Genomic DNA, 18,582 nt, shown 5'->3' on the forward strand with positions numbered 1-18,582 from the left:
CAACGGTAATCGAGAACTCAGGTGGTCCCGCGGGCTACTTTGCGCCGCAACCCCTCCAATGGCAACTGGTCCATGCCAACCTGCCAAAGATATTGCGCCTCAGTGAGCAGTCAAATTAACCACCGGCACGCCTAGCAGCGCTCCGCCTGCCCGTCAGCATCATACACAGCATCTGCAGCGTTGGATCGCCGCGCAAGGGTAGGCAGAGCCCCTTGCCGACTGGCCTGTTCTGCACGCCAGCAGTGCAGGCAATGCCCGTCTGAGCGCCATAAAAAAGCCCCGCATTGCGGGGCTTTTTGTTATCGGCAGTAGCCGACTCAGTTGACGGCAACCGGCTGACCCAGCGCATCCGGCGAGGTCTGGAACTCGCGCTCGGCGTCGTCGAAGCGATCCAGCATGGCTTTGGAGGGGGCCTTGTCCAGCAGGCTGAACACCAGGATCGCCAGAGCGGAGAAGAGGAAGCCCGGGATGATTTCATACAGCCCCAGCCAGCCGAACTGCTTCCAGACGATGACGGTCAGGGCGCCGACCAGCATGCCCGCCAGGGCGCCGTTGCGGGTCATGCGCGACCAGAGCACGGAGAGCAGCACCACGGGGCCGAAGGCGGCACCAAAGCCGGCCCAGGCGTAGCTCACCAGCCCCAGCACCCTGTTCTCCGGGTTCATGGCAACACCGATGGCGATGAGCGCAATCACCAGCACCATCATGCGACCAACCCACACCAGCTCTTTCTGGGAGGCGTTCTTGCGCAGGAAGGGCTTGTAGAGATCTTCCGTGATGGCGCTGGAGCAGACCAGCAGCTGGCAGCTCAGGGTACTCATCACGGCCGCCAGTATGGCGGAGAGCAGCACGCCGGCAATCCAGGGGTTGAACAGGATCTTGGACAGCTCGATGAAGACCCGCTCCGGGTTGCCGGTGACGCCGGCGGCCTGTTCGGTGAAGGTGGAGAAGTAGGCCAGGCCGAAGAAGCCGATGGCCACGGCGCCGCCGAGACAGAGCACCATCCAGGTCATGCTGATGCGGCGGGCATTGGCCATGGAGTGGTGGGAATCCGCCGCCATGAAGCGCGCCAGTATGTGAGGCTGGCCGAAGTAGCCCAGGCCCCAGGCCATCAGCGAGATGATGGCGATGAAGTCCAGGTTCTTGAACATGTCGAGGTTGCTGGCGTTCTGCGCCGCCACCTGCACCATGGCGGTGTCTATGCCGCCCACCGCTATGATGACGAACACAGGGGTGAGGATCAGGGCGAAGATCATCAGGGTGGCCTGCACCGTATCGGTCCAGCTCACCGCGAGGAAGCCACCGAAGAAGGTGTAGGTGATGGTGGCCGCGGCACCGACCCAGAGGGCGGTGTCATAGCTCATGCCGAAGGTGCTCTCGAACAGGCGGGCACCGGCCACCACGCCGGAGGCGCAGTAGATGGTGAAGAACAGCAGGATCACCAGGGCGGAGAGGATGCGCAGCACCCGGCTCTTGTCCTCGAAGCGGTAGGTGAAGTAGTCCGGCAGGGTCAGGGCGTTGCGGTTCTTCTCGGTGTGAACCCGCAGCCGACCGGCGACCCAGCGCCAGTTGAGATAGGCCCCCAGGGTGAGGCCGATGGCGATCCAGCTCTCGGAGATGCCGCCGATGAAGACGGCGCCCGGCAGGCCCATCAAGAGCCAGCCGCTCATGTCGGAGGCCCCGGCGGAGAGGGCGGTCACCCAGCTCCCCATGCGGCGGCCGCCGAGTATGTAGTCATCAAAGTTGCGGGTGGCGCGATAGGCGATAAAGCCGATCAGCACCATCCCGAGGATATACACCAGAAAGGTGATAAGCATGGGTGTACTGGCTGTCATTCAAAACTCCGTTATGTGACGTGTGTACCCGTTCTGACGACGGGCTCTTCCTTAAAAAACCGCCCTAGCTTAATCAGCAGATCCCATGACCTCAACCACTTTTAACAAATAAAAAACACAATATAAACGTTTCATCTTTAACTAACGAACCACTCAAGGAGCAATCAGCCGGATTTTATCCTGACGCAGCAACCGCTTATCGGGTCGCCTTCCCCCCTGACCCGGCCCGGCATGGCGGTAAAAAAAAGCCCCGGCCAGTGGCCGGGGCTAGAGACGATTGGCGCCAGGATCAGCGATTGATCGCGATCGGCATGCCGCTGCGCTGTTCCAGCGCCTGCTTGACCAACTGGGAATCGCTGTCGGCATGGGCGATGAAACGGGTCACGGCCGGGGTCATCGGCAGCGGCGCCGGCAGGCTGGAGTTGAACTCCTCCTGGCTGCGGGACAGCGGCTGATGCACTTCCAGATAACGGCGACCATCCGGCTCGACCGAGGCCTTGATCGGCTGGTTCACGAACTGCACGCGGGTGCCGACCGGTATCTTCTTGAACAGGTATTCGATGTCTTCGTTGCGCAGACGCACGCAACCGTGGCTCACCCGCAGACCTATGCCGAACTGGGCATTGGTGCCGTGGATGGCGTACATCTTGCCGATGTAGAGCGCAAACAGCCCCATGGGGTTGTCCGGGCCGGCGGGCCAGACTGCCGGCAGGCTCTCACCACGGGCGGCATACTCGGCATGCATCTTGGCGGTCGGGGTCCAGGTCGGGCCCGCCTTCTTGCGCTGCACGCTGGTCACCCAGTTTTCCGGGGTGTCGGTGCCGAGCTGGCCGATGCCGATGGGCAGCACTTCCACCACCTTCTTGCCTTTCGGGTAGTAGTAGAGGCGCATCTCGGCCACGTTCAGCACTAGCCCCTCGCGCGGGGCATCCGGCAGTATCAGCTGATGCGGCACTATGAGCTTCTCGCCGGCCTGCAGCAGCAGGGGATCCGCCTTGGGGTTGGCCTCGAGCATGTTGGTCAGACCCAGCTGGAATTTGGCGGCCGCGGCTTCCAGCGGCTGGCCATTTTCCTCTGCCGGCACCACGTATTCCAGATTTTCACCCACCAGACGGCTGTTGGCCGCAGGCAGGGCATATTCAACAGCAAGCACTGGCGCGGCGGCCAAGACGAGGCTGCAGCACAGAGCGGCCGCAGTATTGTGAAGGAGCTTCATAACTTTCCTGTAATGGATGACGTGGTTCAAGACTCTGGGCTGACCCGGGATCGGCTGGGCGGTCCGGGGGCGGAGAGAAGGCCGCCATTTTTCTCCTCTCTTGGCCAAAATTCAACAAGCAAATGGGGCGGCAACGCAGGATTTTATGCCCCTGCGCGCCGCCGGGCGGTTTTAGCCGTTGCTGACGGATCCCCGTTGCCAGGTGCGCATATCGTAACCTGTGGGAGATTGGTGCAACCGCAGATGAAATTGCTCAATGATGGCAAAGATATGGTCGAAAATATCGGCCTGGATCCCTTCGTAATCGGCCCAGGCGGTGGTCGCTGTGAAGCAGTAAATCTCCAGCGGCAAACCGTCAGTAGTCGGCGCCAGCTGGCGCACCATCAGCGTCATGTCCTTGCGAATGCCGGGATGGGCCCGCAGGTAGGCGTCCAGATAGGCGCGCAGGGTACCCAGATTGGTGAGGTGACGCCCGTTGATGGGGCAGCTCAAGGCATCGCTGAGCTGCTGGTTGTAGACGCTCAGCTCCTGCTCCTTGCGGCTCAGATAGGGCGCCAGCAGCTGGGCCTGCTTGAGCTGCAACTGCTCCTCCGCGCTCAGAAAGCGCACGCTGGTCATGTCGATGCTGACGCTGCGCTTGATGCGGCGACCGCCGGATTCGGTCATCCCTTGCCAGTTCTTGAAGGAGTCGGAGATGAGGGCATAGGTGGGAATGGTGGTGATGGTCTTGTCCCAGTTCGACACCTTGACGGTGGTGAGGCCTATGTCGGTCACCTCGCCGTCGGCGCCGTACTTGTCCATCTGCAGCCAGTCGCCGACGCTCAGCATGCGGTTGGCTGAGAGCTGGATCCCCGCCACCAGGCCGAGGATGGGATCCTTGAACACCAACATCAGCACGGCTGTCATGGCCCCCAGGCCGCTGAACAGGAACAGCGGTGACTTGCCGAGCAGCAGGGAGATCATCAGGATGCCGACCAGTATGCTGCCCACCAGCTTCACCCCCTGGAAGATGCCGCGCAGGGGCAGATCCCGCCCGAGCCGGGTGTAGCGGCTCACCGACAGCATGCAGTCGAGCAGGGCGAACAGCGCCAGCAGCAGGAACAGCAGGATCCAGAACTGGGCCAGCATCTCGATCCACTGCAGGCTCTCGGATTTGCGCGGCAACCAGATCTCGGCCTGACCGAGCAGCACGGCCCCCTGCAACACGAAGGCGAGCCGGTAGAACAGGCGCTGTTGCAGCTGAGGCGGCAGCCACACCTGCTTGGTCTTGCCGAGGATGCCAACCAGCCGCACCAGCAGCACCCGGTGCAACAGCATGTGCAGCACCAGCGAAGTAAGGACGATAAAGCCCAGGGCGATCACCAGTGCCATCAGGCTGCTGACTTCGATCCCCATGCCGGTCAGCCAGTGAAAAAACATCTCCTTCATCCCTACCTCCAATGCGTGAAACAGTCGTCAGGGTACGTATCTGCCACCCCATGTCAAATGACAAGCCGCTCAACCAGGGGCCGGAAACGACAACGCCCGGCACAGGCCGGGCGTTGATTCAGGGCGAGGTGGCGTTAGCCGACCAGGCTCAGGGCATCGCGGGCGATGACCAGCTCTTCGTTGGTGGGCATCACCAGCGCCAGGCGGCTGCCTTCGGCCGTGATGGGACCCTCGCCACCGAGCACGGCGGCATTGTTCGCTTCTTTATCTACCTTGAAGCCGAACAGGGCCAGACGATCCAGCACCATCTCGCGCACCATGGCGGCGTTTTCACCGATACCGCCGGTGAACACCAGAGCGTCCAGACGACCCTCCATGGCGGCGGCATAGGCACCGACATACTTGGCCACCCGGTAGGTGAACACATCCAGCGCACGCTTGGCGCCGGCGTCGGTCGCATAGTTGGTGGTGACATAGCGGCAGTCACTGCTCACCTCGGTCAGGCCCAGCAGACCGGACTCACGGGTGAGGGTGTGGTTGATCTCGTCCACGCTGTAACCGAGCTGGTCGTGCATGAAGAAGACCACCGCGGGGTCTATGTCGCCGCAACGGGTGCCCATCGCCAGCCCTTCCAGCGGGGTCAGCCCCATGGAGGTGTCGACGGACTCGCCGTTCTTGATGGCGCAGACGGAGGCACCGTTGCCCAGGTGGCAGTTGATGATGTTGAGCTCGGCCAGCGGCTTGCCCAGCGCCTTGGCGGCTTCTTCCGCGATGAAGCGGTGGGAGGTGCCGTGGGCGCCGTAACGACGGATGCCGTTCTCTTTGTAGAGCTTGTAGGGCAGCGCGTAGAGATAGGCTTCCTGCGGCAGGGTCTGGTGGAAGGCGGTGTCGAACACGGCCACGTTCTTCTCGACCAGGGCCGGGAAGACCTTGAGCGCGGCACGGATGCCGATAAGGTGCGCCGGGTTGTGCAGGGGAGCGAACGGAATGGCGGCTTCGATGCCGGCGATCACGCCATCATCGATGCGAACGGAGCGGGAGAACTGCTCGCCACCGTGCACGATGCGATGGCCGATGGCCACCAGCTGCTCGGCCAGAGAGGGATCCTGGGGCAGGATGTGACCCACTATATGGTCGAGGGCAGCCTGGTGTGCGGCGCCCGCTCCCAGCATGGCTTCACCCTTGACCCCGTGGAGTTTCCATTTGATACGTGCATCATCCAGATTGAAGCATTCGGCCAGGCCGGACAGCATGTCCTCACCTGTTTCGGCGTCCATTACGGCAAATTTCAGGGAAGAGCTACCGCAGTTAAGGATCAATACCAACTTGCTCATGTTCTACATCTTCCTGTGCTTCGGCTTTATGCCGACAGTGTCGTGTCATCCAGAAGTGGATGGGATTCCCCTGCCGGGGGCTTATGGTCGCAGGAAAGTGCGCCCAATTTTTCAATACGTTAAGTGCAAATCCAGATGATTCAGTGCACTCATCTCAGCTCGGCTGGGCCGGCGGTTACAAGCCGGCCAACAGATCCCTGTGCACCTTGACCACCAGCTTCTTCACCTGAGCCGGCTGGTTGGGGGTACAGAGAGGGCGATGCAGTTCTCCCGGCCAGAAGATGGCGAAGTCGCCGGGCTGCAACGCCAGATAACTGGTCTGTTCGTCGTCGACGAACCAGAGATCGGGATGGGGATGATCGGCGCCCTCATTGCCATAAGCATGAGGCCCGACCCCTATCCACTCTTCACCACGCAGCAGCAGCTGGATATCCAGATACTGCTGATGGAACTCGCCACGGCGATCTGCGGTCGGCTCGGTCAGCTCTTCGCTCACCAGACAGAACAGCGTGAGGCCGTCGATCTCGCGCTTGCCGAGCGGCGCATTCAGCCACTGTTCCACGCTCTTCACCACCTCGGCCATGATGCTATCCAGCGGGGCGGGCAGCGGCGTGCGCTGCAGGGTATTCAGACTGCCGGTGATCATGGCGAGCGGATCCTTAGGTGTATTCAGGCGACATCTTTGCCGCAAAATGAAAAAGGACCCTGTTCAGGTCCTTGTGTCACACCGTCTGCAATCCGTGCAGACAGGAGTAGAGCATTTGCTCGTGCCGAGCGTGATGAGGTCACTGTTACACACTCATCCGCAGCTTGCCAAGAGGCGCAAGCGTATTCGCCCAGTGATCGTACCAGCTGAAACAATATTATTCACTACTCCATCGCCGCCGACTTTGACCAGACGCAAAAACGGGAGCATCTGCTCCCGTTTTTTTCACACAACCGGTGTCATTCAAGCCTTGCGGGCGTTTTCCACCGGCTTGGCATACATGGCGCGCCAGATGGCTTTGTGCTCTTGTGGCACCTCTGACTGACGAGTCAGGAAGGCCGCCTGCTCTATGGTATTGGCCTTGCCGGACACATCTGCGGCCAGGTAGTTGCCCGGGAAGAGGCGATAGTTGCCCCAGATCGCCTTGTCGATCAGCGCGGCCAGTTCGTCCGGATCGCTGAAGCCTTCGGTGATGGGGGCGCCGAAGGAGACGTGTACCCGCCCCTTCTGGCCGACGATGCCGGCGACTATGCTCTCGATGTCCTCGAACTCGCCCTTCTCGTAGCTGCCGTTGACCGACTTCTCGTACAGCTCGCGCGCCTTGGCCTTGTCGGTGGGATCCAGCTCGTAGCTGATGCTGACCGGCACTATGTTGAGGCTGCGCATGTAGTCGACGAAGTCGATTTTCTGCTTCTTGCCGTCCACGTAGAACATCTTGAGGATGGCCGGATCCGTCTTGTCATCGCCATTCTTGGCGCGCCCTTCCTTCTGAGCGATCCAGATGGAGTGACCCTCGTGCACCGACTGGCCTATGTAGGCAGACAGCTCGCCGAGCATTTTCATCATCTCCCGCGGCCCCTTGGCGGAGCGCTTGACGATGAAGCTCTTGTTGAGCTTCATCAGCTCGGTGGCGCAGGGTTTGCGCAGCAGGTTGTCACCGATGGCGATGCGCACCGTATCGAAGCCGTGGGTATGCAGTCCCCAGTTGACGAACGCCGGATCCATGGCGATGTCCCTGTGGTTGGAGACAAACAGGTAGCCCTGCTCCTTCTTCAGATGCTCGATCCCCGAGAAGGTCACCCCCTTGGTGGAGGTGGCGATCATGCGGGACATGTAACGGGTCACGCCCATCTGCACCTGATGGATGGTGGTCACCTTGGACCACTTGTAGCGCAGGAACTGGCGGATCAGCGGGCGTATGGCCCAGCCCAGCCAGCTCATCAGGGAGCCGAAACGATACTTGGCGATGGCGCCGACGAATTCATCATCCCGGATCAGCCGTTCTATGGCTGCCGGCACTTCTTCATCGCGGTAGGGGCGAATGTCCGCGAATCTATCTACTTCTGTCACAGTGTCTGCCTTGCATGTAAGGAGTCGCGGCCAGCGCGCGCTGGCCGGGAAATTCAGGGCGCAATTTTACACGCTTTTATGCCAAGGGGTATGCGATGTGCGTAGATAGTGAGATCTGACCAGTGAAATGAACAAATGGCCCCGTTCGGGCCATCTTTTTACTCTTCCACCGTGAACGAGATCATCATGCCGGTGTCCTCGTGCTCCAGCAGGGCTGCGCAAGGCTCACCGCTGCCTCGGCGTGGATGGCGGTGGTGTCGTAGAGCGGCACCGCGGCCTCGGCATCCCCCACCATCTGACTCACCCGCTTGCCCTCAGGCCAGCGCAAGGCTCACCGCCGCCTCGGCGTGAATGGCGGTGGTGTCGTAGAGCGGCACTGCGGCCTCGGCATCCCCCACCAGCAACGCAATCTCGGTACAGCCCAGGATCACCGCCTGGGCACCCGCCTCGGCCAGCCCGGCTATGATGGCCAGGTACTCGGCCCGCGATGCGTCGCGAATGTCGCCAAGGCACAGCTCGTCATAGATGATGCTGTGCACCCGCTCCCGCTGCGCCTCGCCAGGCACCAGCACCTCCAGCCCGAACTTGTCCTGCAGCCGCCCCTTGTAGAAATCCTGCTCCATGGTGAAGCGGGTACCGAGCAGCCCGACCCTATCTATACCGTCAGCTTGCAGCTGACGGGCGGTGGCATCGGCGATATGGAGCAGCGGAATGTCGATGGCGGCCTCAATCTCGGGCGCCACCTTGTGCATGGTGTTGGTGCCGATCAGCAGAAAATCGGCGCCACCGGCCTGGATGGCCCGCGCTTCTGCCGCCAGCAGGCGGGCGGTGGCGGGCCAGTCGCCAGCGTGTTGCAGTCGCTCTATCTCGGCAAAGTCGACGCTGCTCAGCAGCACCCGCGCCGAGTGCAGGCCGCCGAGCCGCGCCCGCACGCCCCGGTTGAGCGCCTGATAGTAGCTGACGGTGGACTCCCAGCTCATGCCACCCAGCAGACCGATACATTTCATGGGACCTCCTTGTACAAACCAAGCAGAGGACGGCGCGCGTCACGCCGCACCGCCAAAGGAATAAAAAAGGCCCCGCAGGGCCAACAAGACAGCCGGTAAAGGCCCGGGCTCAAGGTCAGGCCCGGACTAAATCCAGATCATCAGCACGCAGGCCGCCGTGGCGATCCCCATGCCCAGATTGAAACGACGCCAGCCACGGGCGGTGCGTATGATGCGGCGCACCTGGGCACCGAACAGCACCCAGAAGGCCCCGGCATAGAGGCCGGTCACGAAGAAGATGCCGAGCACCCAGACGGCGGAAGGCCAGTAGGCCTCTCCCGCCAGGGTGAAGCCGCTGATGGCGGAGAGCGCCATCATCCAGGCCTTGGGGTTGAGCAGTTGCAGCATGGCGCCCTGATGGGCCGGGATGAGCGGCCGGTTGCCCTCGGCCGGGCCGCTGGCGGTCGCCACCTTCCAGGCCAGCCAGAGCAGGTAGGCCGAGCCAATCAGCTTGAGACCGTCGTGCAGCAGCGGCACCTTTTCAAACATGACGCCAAGTCCCAACGCCGTGGCCAGGATCATCAGGTTGATCCCCCCGACTACCCCCACCAGCAGGGGAAGGGTGCGGCGAAAGCCCTGCGCCGCCCCGGCACTGGTGAGCAGCATGTTGTTGGGGCCCGGCGTACCGCAGGTGATGAGGGCAAAGCCCGCCAGGGGAAACAACCAGTTCAGATCCATCTCAACCTCTTGGTGATACAAACGCCGGCTCGGCGGCAAGCCTTCTAATATGCAGAGCCAGCCCCGCGGCGACAAGTCAGAAATGGCTCTTTCTTGCTGGCCGCCAGCGCGGCTCAATACCAGAGCATGACCACACAGAGCGCCGTCAGCACACCGAGGGAGCCGTTGAGGCGCCGCCAGCCCCGATCCGTGCTGATCCAGTTGCTCAGCTGATGGCCGAACAAGACCCAGACAAAGCAGACCGGCAGGGCCACCAGCACAAACATGGTCATCACGGCGAGCTGGCTCGGCCAGTAGCTGGCCCCGGTCAGGCTGAACAAACTGATGGCTGAGATGCCCATCATCCAGGCCTTGGGATTGAGAAACTGGAAGCCCAGCCCTTCCAGCAGGGTCAGCGGACGGGCGCGTCTGGCCGGATCACCGGGGGCACCGGCCACGGCGATGCGCCATGCCAGCAGCAACAGATAGAGGCTGCCGAAGATCTGCAGCCCCAGCCGCAGCAGGGGCCAGCGCTCGAACAGAGGATAGAGCCCCAGCGCCAGCACAAGTTGCAGCACGGGTTGACCCACAGCCACGCCCATCAGGTGCGGCAGGGTACGGCGCACCCCGAAGTTGGCGCCGGAGGCGGTCAGCATGAGGTTGTTGGGGCCCGGCGTGCCACAGGTGAGCACGGCGAAGCCAAACAGGGTGGCATACCATTCTATCGTCATCATTGACTCCTGAACTGCACACATTGTATCGATACAATGTGCCATTCTTGATTGTTATTGGGTGTAAATTCACGCTATATTGCGAACAAATTTGGATCAATGGATTTATTGTCACCATGACAATCTGGACCCCAGACCTGACCCCCTTCGACGGCCCCCTCTATCTCAAGCTGGTGAAGGCCATAGAGCAGGCCATTCACGATGGCTCCCTGCCACCGCTGACCCGGCTGCCTACCCACAGGGCGCTGGCGGATCGGCTGGGGGTCACCGTCGGCACAGTCACCCGCGCCTATGGCGAGGCGGAGCGACGCGGCCTGCTGGCCGCCAAGGTGGGACACGGTACCTGGGTCAAGGGCGCGGGCATGGATCCGGCCAACGAGTGGGTGATCCGCAAGGAGGAGGGGCACCGCATCGAGTTGTGGCAGAACCTGCCGGTGCAGCTGGACAGGGCCGCCATCATACGTCCCATGCTGGGGGAGCTGGCCGACGGGGATCTCAATGCCCTGCTCGGCTACGACAAGGAGGCGGGCCAACCCGGCCAGCGTCAGCTCTTCATCGACTGGCTGGCCGAGCAGGGGGTGCACGGCAGCGAGGAACGCCTGCTGTTCAGCCACGGCGCCCAGCACGGCATCATGCTCTCCCTGCTGGCCACCGGCTGCGTGGGGGAGACCATTTTGTGCGAAGGGCTCAGCTACCCCGGCATGCTGGGCAATGCCCGCCAGCTGAAGAATCAGGTGGTGGGACTGGCGATGGATGAAGAGGGGTTGCTCCCCGCCGCGCTGGAGGCCGCCTGCCGCACGCGGCGAGCCAAGCTGCTCTACCTCACCCCCACGCTGCAAAACCCCACCACCGCCATCATGAGCCAGGCACGGCGCGAGGCCGTCGTCGCCATCGCCCGCCGCCACGATCTGCTGATCATCGAGGATGACGTCAACGGCCTGCTGCCCAGTATCCCGGTGGCGCCCCTGATCAACCTGGCGCCGGAGCGGGTCATCTATCTCGGCAGCCTGGCCAAGATCGCCTGCGGCGGCCTGCGGGTCGGCTTCGTGCTGGCGCCGCCCGCCCTGCACAACGCCTTCGCCCAGGCGATGCGACTGTCGAGCTGGATGGTGAGCCCGCTCTTGATCGAGCTGGCCTGCAAGCTGGTGAGCCAGCGCCAGATCATGCCATTGGTCGAGCAGCAGCGGCAGATCCTGGCACGTCGCGGCGAGCTGCTGCGCCACCTGCTGCCGGGAGCCCGCTGGCAGGCGGGATCCATGCACGCCTGGCTGCCGCTGCCGGAGCCCTGGCGCAGCCAGGCGTTCGCCGAGGCGGCCAACGCCCTTGACGTCGGGGTGGCGAGCGGGGAACACTTCGCCGCCGGCCAGTTCGCCGCGCCGCAAGGGGTACGGCTGAGCCTGAGCCAACCGGCCACGGATGCCCGCGTTGCCGAGGGGCTGGAGCGGCTGGCGCAGCTGCTGCGGGGCTCACCGCCTCCCAATCCCCTGCTATAGTCAGCCACTGTTTGGCCCAATACGCCCAGATCCGCGCGCTCGAAGGAGAACCCATGCACCCGACCCGCGTCTCATTCCTGCTCCTCACCCTGCTGCTGGAGGGCTGCGCCTCGCCCGGTTATCAACAGCTGGGCGCCGCGCTGACCGGGCTGGAAGGGGAGCTGCAACGGCTGGAGGAGGAGCTGGCTGCCATGAACGGCCTCCATTACCAGAAGGCGATAGACGCGCCGCTCAGCCTGCGCCGCGCGCTGGCCACCCCAACCCAGACGCAAGAGGGCCTGCAGCCGGTGCAGCGCCAGCTGCAGGATGGGCCGCTGCTCAATTACCACTACCGGCTGCCGGATGGCATGACGACCCTGCCCATCGACAACCCTTGCCTGCGTTACGAATTCGAGCTGCGCCACCTGGGTCGCCTCGGCCAGCTTGCCCTCAGCTGGCAGGGCCGCGACGGCCAGGGTTCCCGCCTGATCCGCCAGAACGACTGCCCCTTCTCCGCCAAAGGCCCGGGTCTGCAGTAGGCTAGGCGCCTGCCCCTATGGCCAGTTGAAAGGGCTGGCCACATCTTGTAGCTTGCCCCCATCCCGTTCCCCCTGCCCCTGGCCGGAGATCTCCCCCATGAAACTGACCCCCCTGTGGCTGGTGCTGTGCAGCCTGCCCGTGCTGGCCTGCGGCCCGGATGGCTGCGAAACGCCGCTCACCCTGCAACTGACCGCCGCCCAGTGCCATCTGAACGGGCTGCCGTTTCTCTCCCCAGATAACGACACCCGCACCAATCTGGCCCTGCTGCTGGCCGATGAGCAGGCCTTCTCACTGCCCGACGGGGCCCTGCCCCTGCCCTTCACGGTCGATGCGCTGATAAGACCGGCCGTCGGCGACACTGGGCCCGCCGGGCCGGATCCCCTGCTGGCACTGGCCGCCGGTCTCGGCATCGAGGAGAGCACCACCCAGGCAGCTCTGGAGCGTGCCGCCGGCTGGAGCGAAGGGCGCTGCATCAGCAACAATCCCGTCTCGGCCGAAGCCTTCCTGCAGGCATTGGCGCAGACGCCGGCACTCACCGCCAGCGATCGCAGCCAGCTGGCAAGTCAGCGGCTGGCCATGCTGGGTCAGTGCGGTCAGCCGCAGGATGCGGATCAGGGCACGGCTCAAGACCAAAGCAAGCCAGCGTCGCTGTCGCCCGCCGCCCAGGGTTTCGCCGACTACCTGACCGCCAGCCGGCACTTCTATCAGGGGGAGTTTGCGCAGGCCGACGCCCTGTTTGCCGCCCTCGCCGGGCAGGACCAGCCCTGGCTGAAGGAGACGGCCGATTACATGCGGATCCGGGTCGCCCTCAACCTGTCCCAGCAAAGCGCCTTCGACGACTGGGGTACTCTGGATCGCAACCAGATTGACAAGGCCGCCGTACAACGCAGCGAGCAGCTCATCGGCGACTACCGCGCCCGCTATCCAAAGGGGCGCTATCTGGATTCCGCCACCGGGCTGCTGCGTCGGCTGGCCTGGTTCAAGGGAGACAAGGAGCTGCTGGCGAGTCACTATCTGCAGGCGAGCCAACGGCAAAGCGCGCCGGATCTGGTCAACGAGATCGATCTCAAGCTGCTGATGCAGCCCGGCTTCACCGGCTCGGCGGCCATGCCCATGCTGACCCTGGTGCAGGATCTGCGCCGGCTGCGGATCCATGACAGCTGGGATGAGTGGCAGCCGCTGCAAGCCGCCGAGCTGACGCAGCAGACCTCCCAGTTTGCCAGCAACCCGGCCTGGCTCGCCTATCTGCAGCAGGCCGAGCGTTACTACCTCGCCAAGGACTATGACGCCGTGGTGGCGGCCGCCCCCGCGCTCGGCGCAGGCCCTCTGGATAACCTGGCCTTCAGTCAGCAGGTGTTGAAGGGGATGGCGCTGGCGGCCCGGCAAGCGTGGCCCGCCGCCGAACAACAGTGGCGCGCCCTACTCGCCAACCAGCCGACCTCCTTGCAGGATCAGCTGTTGCAGCTGGCCCTGGCCATGACGCTGGAACGGGCCGGTCAGCTGGAGCAGATCTTCGCCAAGGAGAGCCCCATCAGGAGCGATCACTACCGCATTCCGCTGCTGGAATATGTGGCGCCCGCACCTCTGCTGCGCCGCATGGCCCGGGATGAACAGGCCTCCGACACCCTGCGCCAGCGCGCCAGCCATACCCTGAGCTACAAGCAGCTGACCCATGGCGACTACCGGGGCTTCCTGCAGGATCTGGCGGGCCGCCCCGCCACGGCGCCGTTCGACTGGCAAGGCAGCCAGGGTTACCAGTGCCCGGCACTGACCTCGGTGGTCACCACCCTGGCCGACAATCCCAGGTCGCCCAAGGCGCTCAACTGCCTGGGCGAGTTCTTCCTGGCACAGGGGCTGGACTGGGATCCCCTGCTGTCACGCCCCGGGGCCGATACCCTGGCGGGCAGTCCGGATCTGTTTGCCGGCAAGCGGAGCAGCCGCCTCGACTGGTATCAGAGGGTCATTGCCAATCCCAAGGCCGCCAGGGAAGAGAAGGCCTACGCCCTCTATCGCGCCATCAACTGCTACGCCCCGAGCGGCAGCAACGGCTGTGGCAGTCAGCAGGTGTCCGTCAACCAGCGCAAGGCCTGGTTCAACACCCTCAAGCAGCAACACGGGACCAGCCAGTGGGCAAAGCAGCTCAAATATTACTGGTGATGCTGGCCCTGCTCGCCACGGATGCCGGGGCAGCCGTCGAGGCGAGCCAGTATCGGCAGTTCTGGCTGTGGGCCGGGGTCAGACCCCAGCCGGTGCTGCAACAGGCCGAGCGGCTCTATCTGCATCAGGGCGAGATAGGCCCCCTGGACTCGGCCCTGCCCCTGCGTTTTCAGGGGCAGGGCATAGCGCCGAGCAAGCTGCCCGTCGGCGAGCTGTGGCTCGCCTATCGGGTGGAGCGGCTCGACTGGGATGCCAAGCTGCTGCAGAACCTCGAAAACCAGCTGGCAGCCTGGCAGCGAAAGGGCAATGAGGTACGCGGCATCCAGATAGATTTCGATGCCCGCACCCACCGGCTGGACGATTATGGCCAGTTCCTGCGCCAGCTGCGACGCCAGCTGCCCGCCCGCTACGCCATCAGCATCACTGGCCTGCTGGACTGGACCCGTACCGGCGACATAGGGGAGCTGAACGCACTGGCCGGGGTGATCGACGAGATGGTGGTACAGACTTATCGGGGTCGCAGGACGGAACCCGGCTACGCCCGCTATCTGCAGGCACTGCACCGGCTGACCCTGCCGTTCAAGCTGGGACTGGCCCAGGGGGGAGAGTGGGATCCCGCCTGGGAAACGAGATTGGCGCAGACCCCCGCCTATGGGGGGGTTGTGGTCTTTCTCATCAATCCTCCGCTATCTTGACCGGAGGAGGGATTGACCCGGGCTCGTGGCTGGGCGATAACATTAGCTCTTTTTGAATCCGGTTGCGTGCCATACTTCCTCGTACTGTGATCCCGCAAAGGAGTGCCAAGGATGCAGATCCTGTTGATCGAAGACGATGCCATGCTCAGCTCTGCCCTCTCCAAGGGGCTGAATGAGCACGGTATTGCGCCATCCCAACTGATCCACTGCAAAGAGCTCACCACCCTGCCCACCCTGCTGCGCCAGCAGTCGTTCGATGCCGTCATCTGCCGCCAGTATCGCCATCAGGCTCGCGAAGGGATCCGCCTGCTGCAGGAGGCGCACTATCTGGGCTTGCTCGAACCGGGCTGCGTGCTGTTGTTGCTGGATGAGGATCATGATCTGCTCCAGTATCCCCCCTCGGATCTCTACTTCCCGCTGCACCTGCCCATGCCGTTCACCGCAGAGCAGCTGACGCTCTGCCTGCGCGATCTGGTGCTGCTGACCGGGCTGACCCGCCCCCTGCCCGCCCCGATGAAGCTGAGGGAGTGGCATATCGGCTGCGCCCTGTGTGAAGACCTGCTCTATCAGCAACAGAAACACAGGGAGCTGGGCCCGCTGCTGGACAGGGTCAAGGGCTACATGTTGCTGCAGCAGCAGGACCACTTCCACGCCACCCAGCACTATGCCATGTGCACCACGGAACACGACGCCTGGTGGCCGCGCAAGGGCCTGATCCACTCACTGCTGGGATTGAACAAGCTGGACAGCGCGCGCAAGGATCTGGCCCGCAATCAGGAGCGGCTGCCACCCAGCATACAGCTGGAGCTGATGCTGGCCTGCCTGCTGCACGAGTCACAGTGGGAATCTGCCTGGGAGGTGCTCAACCAGTTGCTGCACAAGCAACCCTGGCAGCCCGAGTGGCGCCAGGCCGCCATCCTCTTGGCCCTGCTGCTCAAAGACGAAGGGAAGGCGCTCGAACAGGCCAACGCCCTCAGCCTGCGCTTCTTTTCCGAACACAAGTTCCGGATATCCATCGAGAATTTCATTCTGAACGCCAGTCTGGCGGTGATCTGGCACTACCCCACGGCGGCCCGGATCAGCGCGTTGCAGCAGGAGTATCAGTACCTCAGTCAGGCCGTGACCCTGCGCGCCCATGAGGATGCCTTGCTGCAGGCCCTGATGCTGAGCCTGGATTACCGCTTCGACGAGGCCCTGGTGCTGCTGGCAAGACACCCGCCGGAGGCGGCGCGGGACACACACCTCAACCAGCTGCTCGGTTTTGCCGTCAGCCAGTTCTGCGGCCTGCCCCACCATGCCCAGCGCTACCTGACGCAGCTCAGCCAGTATCAGGCCAGGGTGGCACCATCCCCCCTGCTCCAGCAGCTGTTCAAGCAGGTGGTCACAGATCAGATGCAACAGCTGGAGCGCCGTGAACAGCGGCTGACCTATCTGCGCCAGGAGCGGCAGAGAGCGACAGTGGCCGCCCAGCATCAGCTCGCCGTACAGTACGCTCTGACCCTGCAGGAGGAGTTTCCGGCGCTGCCCGGCGATGCCTGGCAACTGCTGGAGTTGCTGCAACTGTGCTGGCCCGCCGGCATGCCGGCCCCCAAGGTGGCGCTGCTGGTCGACCGGCTGGAGCGGCGCCTGACCCACAGCGCCTCCTTCATGGAGCACCATGCGGCGGCGTACCAGAAGACGCTGCTGCACATCAGGTCACACCTGAACCCCAGATTGCCCACCACGCCCCCCAACTGAGCCCGGCACAGGTCGGGCTTTGCTATCAAAGCCCAGCACAGCCGGGCCTTGCTAGCAGGCACCCAGGCAGAGCCCGGCTTACAACAAACCCCGCACCAGGATACCGGCGATCAGCAGCGGCGCCACCAGACGCCAGCACCAGAGCAGGCCGAAGCGCAGCAGCGGGGAGAGGCCGGCGGGCAATATGCTGTCTCCCAGTCGCCAGCCCAGCAGCAGGGTCAGCACCAGGCCGAACAGCGGCATCATGAGGTTGGAGGTGAGGTAGTCGAGCAGATCGAAAATCGTCTTGCCAAACAGGGTCAGCTCGCTCCAGGGACCGAACGACAGGCTGACCGGGATGCCGGAGGCCATGATCAGTAGAGTCAGCACCCGGCAGGCGCCACGGCGGGACCAGCCCCACTCCTCGGTGGTGAAGCGCACCAGATGCTCCAGCATGGAGATGGAGGAGGAGAGCGCCGCCACCAGCAGCAACAGGAAGAACACCACTCCCAGCCCCTGACCAAACGGCAGATGGCTGAACACGGCGGGCATGGTCATGAAGGTGAGCCCTGGCCCGGCGGTCGGATCAATACCCGTGGACGCCAGCGCCGGGAAGATCATCAGCCCCGCCAGCACAGAGATGAGGCTCGCCAGCGTCACCACCCAGACCCCGGAGCGCAGCACACCCTCGCTGCTCGGCAGGTAGGCGCCATAGGTGGTGTGCACCCCCAGGCCGATGGAGAGGGAGAAGAAGGCCAGCCCCAGCGCATCCAGCACACTCTGGCCGGTCAGCATGGAGAAGTCCGGCAGCAGCAATTGACGCACCCCGGCCATGGAGCCGGGCATGGAGAGCCCCACCGCCACCAGCAGCAACATCATGATGAAGAGGGCCGGCATCATCCAGCGCAGCGCCCGCTCCACTCCCTTCTGAATGCCGCCCTGCACGAACCACCAGGTCAGTCCGGCGAACACCAGATGGGTCAGCACGGGCCACCAGGGGTCACTGACATAGCCGTTGAACAGAGCGGTCAGCGCCGAACCCTCGCTCAGGTTGAGCTTGCCCGCCACAGCCAGCGCCGCATAACCGACGGTCCAGCCCCCCACCACGCTGTAGAAGCTGTAGATGAAGAAGCCGCACAGTATTCCCATGTAGCCCATCCAGCGCCAGTTAGGCCCAACCAGCTTGTTGAAGGCGCCGAGTACCCCGCGCTGGCTGCGGCTGCCGAGCAGGGTCTCCCCCACCAGCACGGCCACCCCCAGGGTGAAGCTGAACAACAGGAACACCAGCAGGAAGGCGCCGCCGCCATTGGTGGCCGTCACATAGGGAAACTTCCAGATAGCGCCGAGGCCGATGGCCGTGCCGGCCGCCGCCAACACATGACCGAGACGGGAAGACCACTGAACCTGGCTCATACAACCTCCGGGGAAGACAACATCGAATCGATACTCCATGGCTGACAACACAATACGTAACAACAAAAAAGGCCGCCTGGTGGCGACCTTTGCAATGAACATTCAGACAAACTGCGCGTGCAAGGTCACCTCTCTTGCGAGCTAAAAAATCGGCCGGACAGCGCGAAAATCGGTGACATGGATGGAGTGACCTGAACGCCAAAAAGGAGTCACAGCCTAAACCATGGAAAGAAAAATTGACACATAGTTGATAAAAATTTTTCAATCTGGCTGAAAAATCCGCGCA

General features: G+C 63.4%; 16 protein-coding genes. 5 read left to right on the forward strand and 11 right to left on the reverse strand.

Annotated features, from left to right (window positions below; genetic code table 11):
* Positions 1–317: 317 nt before the first annotated feature.
* The 10 genes from putP to AACW87_RS03095 form a co-directional block, all read right to left on the reverse strand.
* Entirely contained in the window at positions 318–1,835 is a 1,518-nt protein-coding gene (gene putP / locus AACW87_RS03050) for a sodium/proline symporter PutP (protein WP_241326525.1), read from the reverse strand.
* A gap of 289 nt (positions 1,836–2,124) precedes the next feature.
* Complete coding sequence (locus tag AACW87_RS03055) at positions 2,125–3,051, reverse strand: L,D-transpeptidase family protein (RefSeq protein WP_146047139.1); 927 nt, start codon at positions 3,049–3,051, stop codon at positions 2,125–2,127.
* A 171-nt stretch (positions 3,052–3,222) separates the two neighbouring features.
* On the reverse strand, positions 3,223–4,479 hold the full coding sequence (locus AACW87_RS03060; protein WP_241280758.1) for a mechanosensitive ion channel family protein: 1,257 nt from the start codon (positions 4,477–4,479) through the stop codon (positions 3,223–3,225).
* 134 nt (positions 4,480–4,613) lie between these two features.
* On the reverse strand, positions 4,614–5,813 hold the full coding sequence (locus tag AACW87_RS03065) for an acetate kinase (protein WP_043138665.1): 1,200 nt from the start codon (positions 5,811–5,813) through the stop codon (positions 4,614–4,616).
* 175 nt (positions 5,814–5,988) lie between these two features.
* A complete protein-coding gene (locus AACW87_RS03070) occupies positions 5,989–6,459 on the reverse strand; it encodes a YhcH/YjgK/YiaL family protein (RefSeq protein ID WP_241326526.1) in 471 nt (156 codons plus the stop codon).
* 303 nt (positions 6,460–6,762) lie between these two features.
* On the reverse strand, positions 6,763–7,869 hold the full coding sequence (locus tag AACW87_RS03075) for a 1-acyl-sn-glycerol-3-phosphate acyltransferase (RefSeq protein ID WP_043138660.1): 1,107 nt from the start codon (positions 7,867–7,869) through the stop codon (positions 6,763–6,765).
* Positions 7,870–8,053: 184 nt separating this feature from the next.
* Positions 8,054–8,197 carry a hypothetical protein gene (locus AACW87_RS03080; RefSeq protein ID WP_241326527.1) on the reverse strand — a complete coding sequence of 48 codons (144 nt, stop codon included), beginning with the start codon at positions 8,195–8,197 and terminating at the stop codon, positions 8,054–8,056.
* Positions 8,184–8,876, reverse strand: coding sequence for an aspartate/glutamate racemase family protein (locus AACW87_RS03085; RefSeq protein ID WP_241326528.1), 693 nt, complete (start codon positions 8,874–8,876; stop codon positions 8,184–8,186). Before AACW87_RS03085 ends, AACW87_RS03080 begins: the two co-directional genes overlap by 14 nt.
* Positions 8,877–9,002: 126 nt before the next feature.
* Entirely contained in the window at positions 9,003–9,593 is a 591-nt protein-coding gene (locus AACW87_RS03090; protein ID WP_241326529.1) for a LysE family translocator, read from the reverse strand.
* Positions 9,594–9,706: 113 nt separating this feature from the next.
* Complete coding sequence (locus AACW87_RS03095) at positions 9,707–10,303, reverse strand: LysE family translocator (protein ID WP_042865565.1); 597 nt, start codon at positions 10,301–10,303, stop codon at positions 9,707–9,709.
* Between the two features lie 116 nt (positions 10,304–10,419).
* On the opposite strand from AACW87_RS03095, the gene AACW87_RS03100 reads away from it, so the two are divergent.
* From AACW87_RS03100 to AACW87_RS03120, 5 genes are all read left to right on the forward strand, one after another.
* Positions 10,420–11,796 (forward strand): aminotransferase-like domain-containing protein, encoded by a 1,377-nt coding sequence (locus AACW87_RS03100; protein ID WP_241326530.1) that lies wholly within the window; start codon positions 10,420–10,422, stop codon positions 11,794–11,796.
* A 53-nt stretch (positions 11,797–11,849) separates the two neighbouring features.
* Positions 11,850–12,314, forward strand: coding sequence for a hypothetical protein (locus tag AACW87_RS03105; RefSeq protein ID WP_241326531.1), 465 nt, complete (start codon positions 11,850–11,852; stop codon positions 12,312–12,314).
* 97 nt (positions 12,315–12,411) lie between these two features.
* Positions 12,412–14,472, forward strand: a complete 2,061-nt coding sequence (locus tag AACW87_RS03110) for a hypothetical protein (protein ID WP_241326532.1) — start codon at positions 12,412–12,414, stop codon at positions 14,470–14,472.
* Positions 14,442–15,167, forward strand: a complete 726-nt coding sequence (locus AACW87_RS03115; RefSeq protein WP_241326533.1) for a DUF3142 domain-containing protein — start codon at positions 14,442–14,444, stop codon at positions 15,165–15,167. Before AACW87_RS03110 ends, AACW87_RS03115 begins: the two co-directional genes overlap by 31 nt.
* A 111-nt stretch (positions 15,168–15,278) precedes the next feature.
* On the forward strand, positions 15,279–16,904 hold the full coding sequence (locus tag AACW87_RS03120; protein ID WP_241326534.1) for a hypothetical protein: 1,626 nt from the start codon (positions 15,279–15,281) through the stop codon (positions 16,902–16,904).
* 78 nt (positions 16,905–16,982) lie between these two features.
* On the opposite strand, the gene AACW87_RS03125 is transcribed toward AACW87_RS03120, so the two are convergent.
* Entirely contained in the window at positions 16,983–18,296 is a 1,314-nt protein-coding gene (locus AACW87_RS03125; RefSeq protein WP_043557400.1) for a sodium-dependent transporter, read from the reverse strand.
* Between the last annotated feature and the right edge of the window lie 286 nt (positions 18,297–18,582).

The organism is Aeromonas sp. MR7, from assembly GCF_963899385.1.
Lineage (GTDB): Bacteria > Pseudomonadota > Gammaproteobacteria > Enterobacterales > Aeromonadaceae > Aeromonas > Aeromonas bestiarum.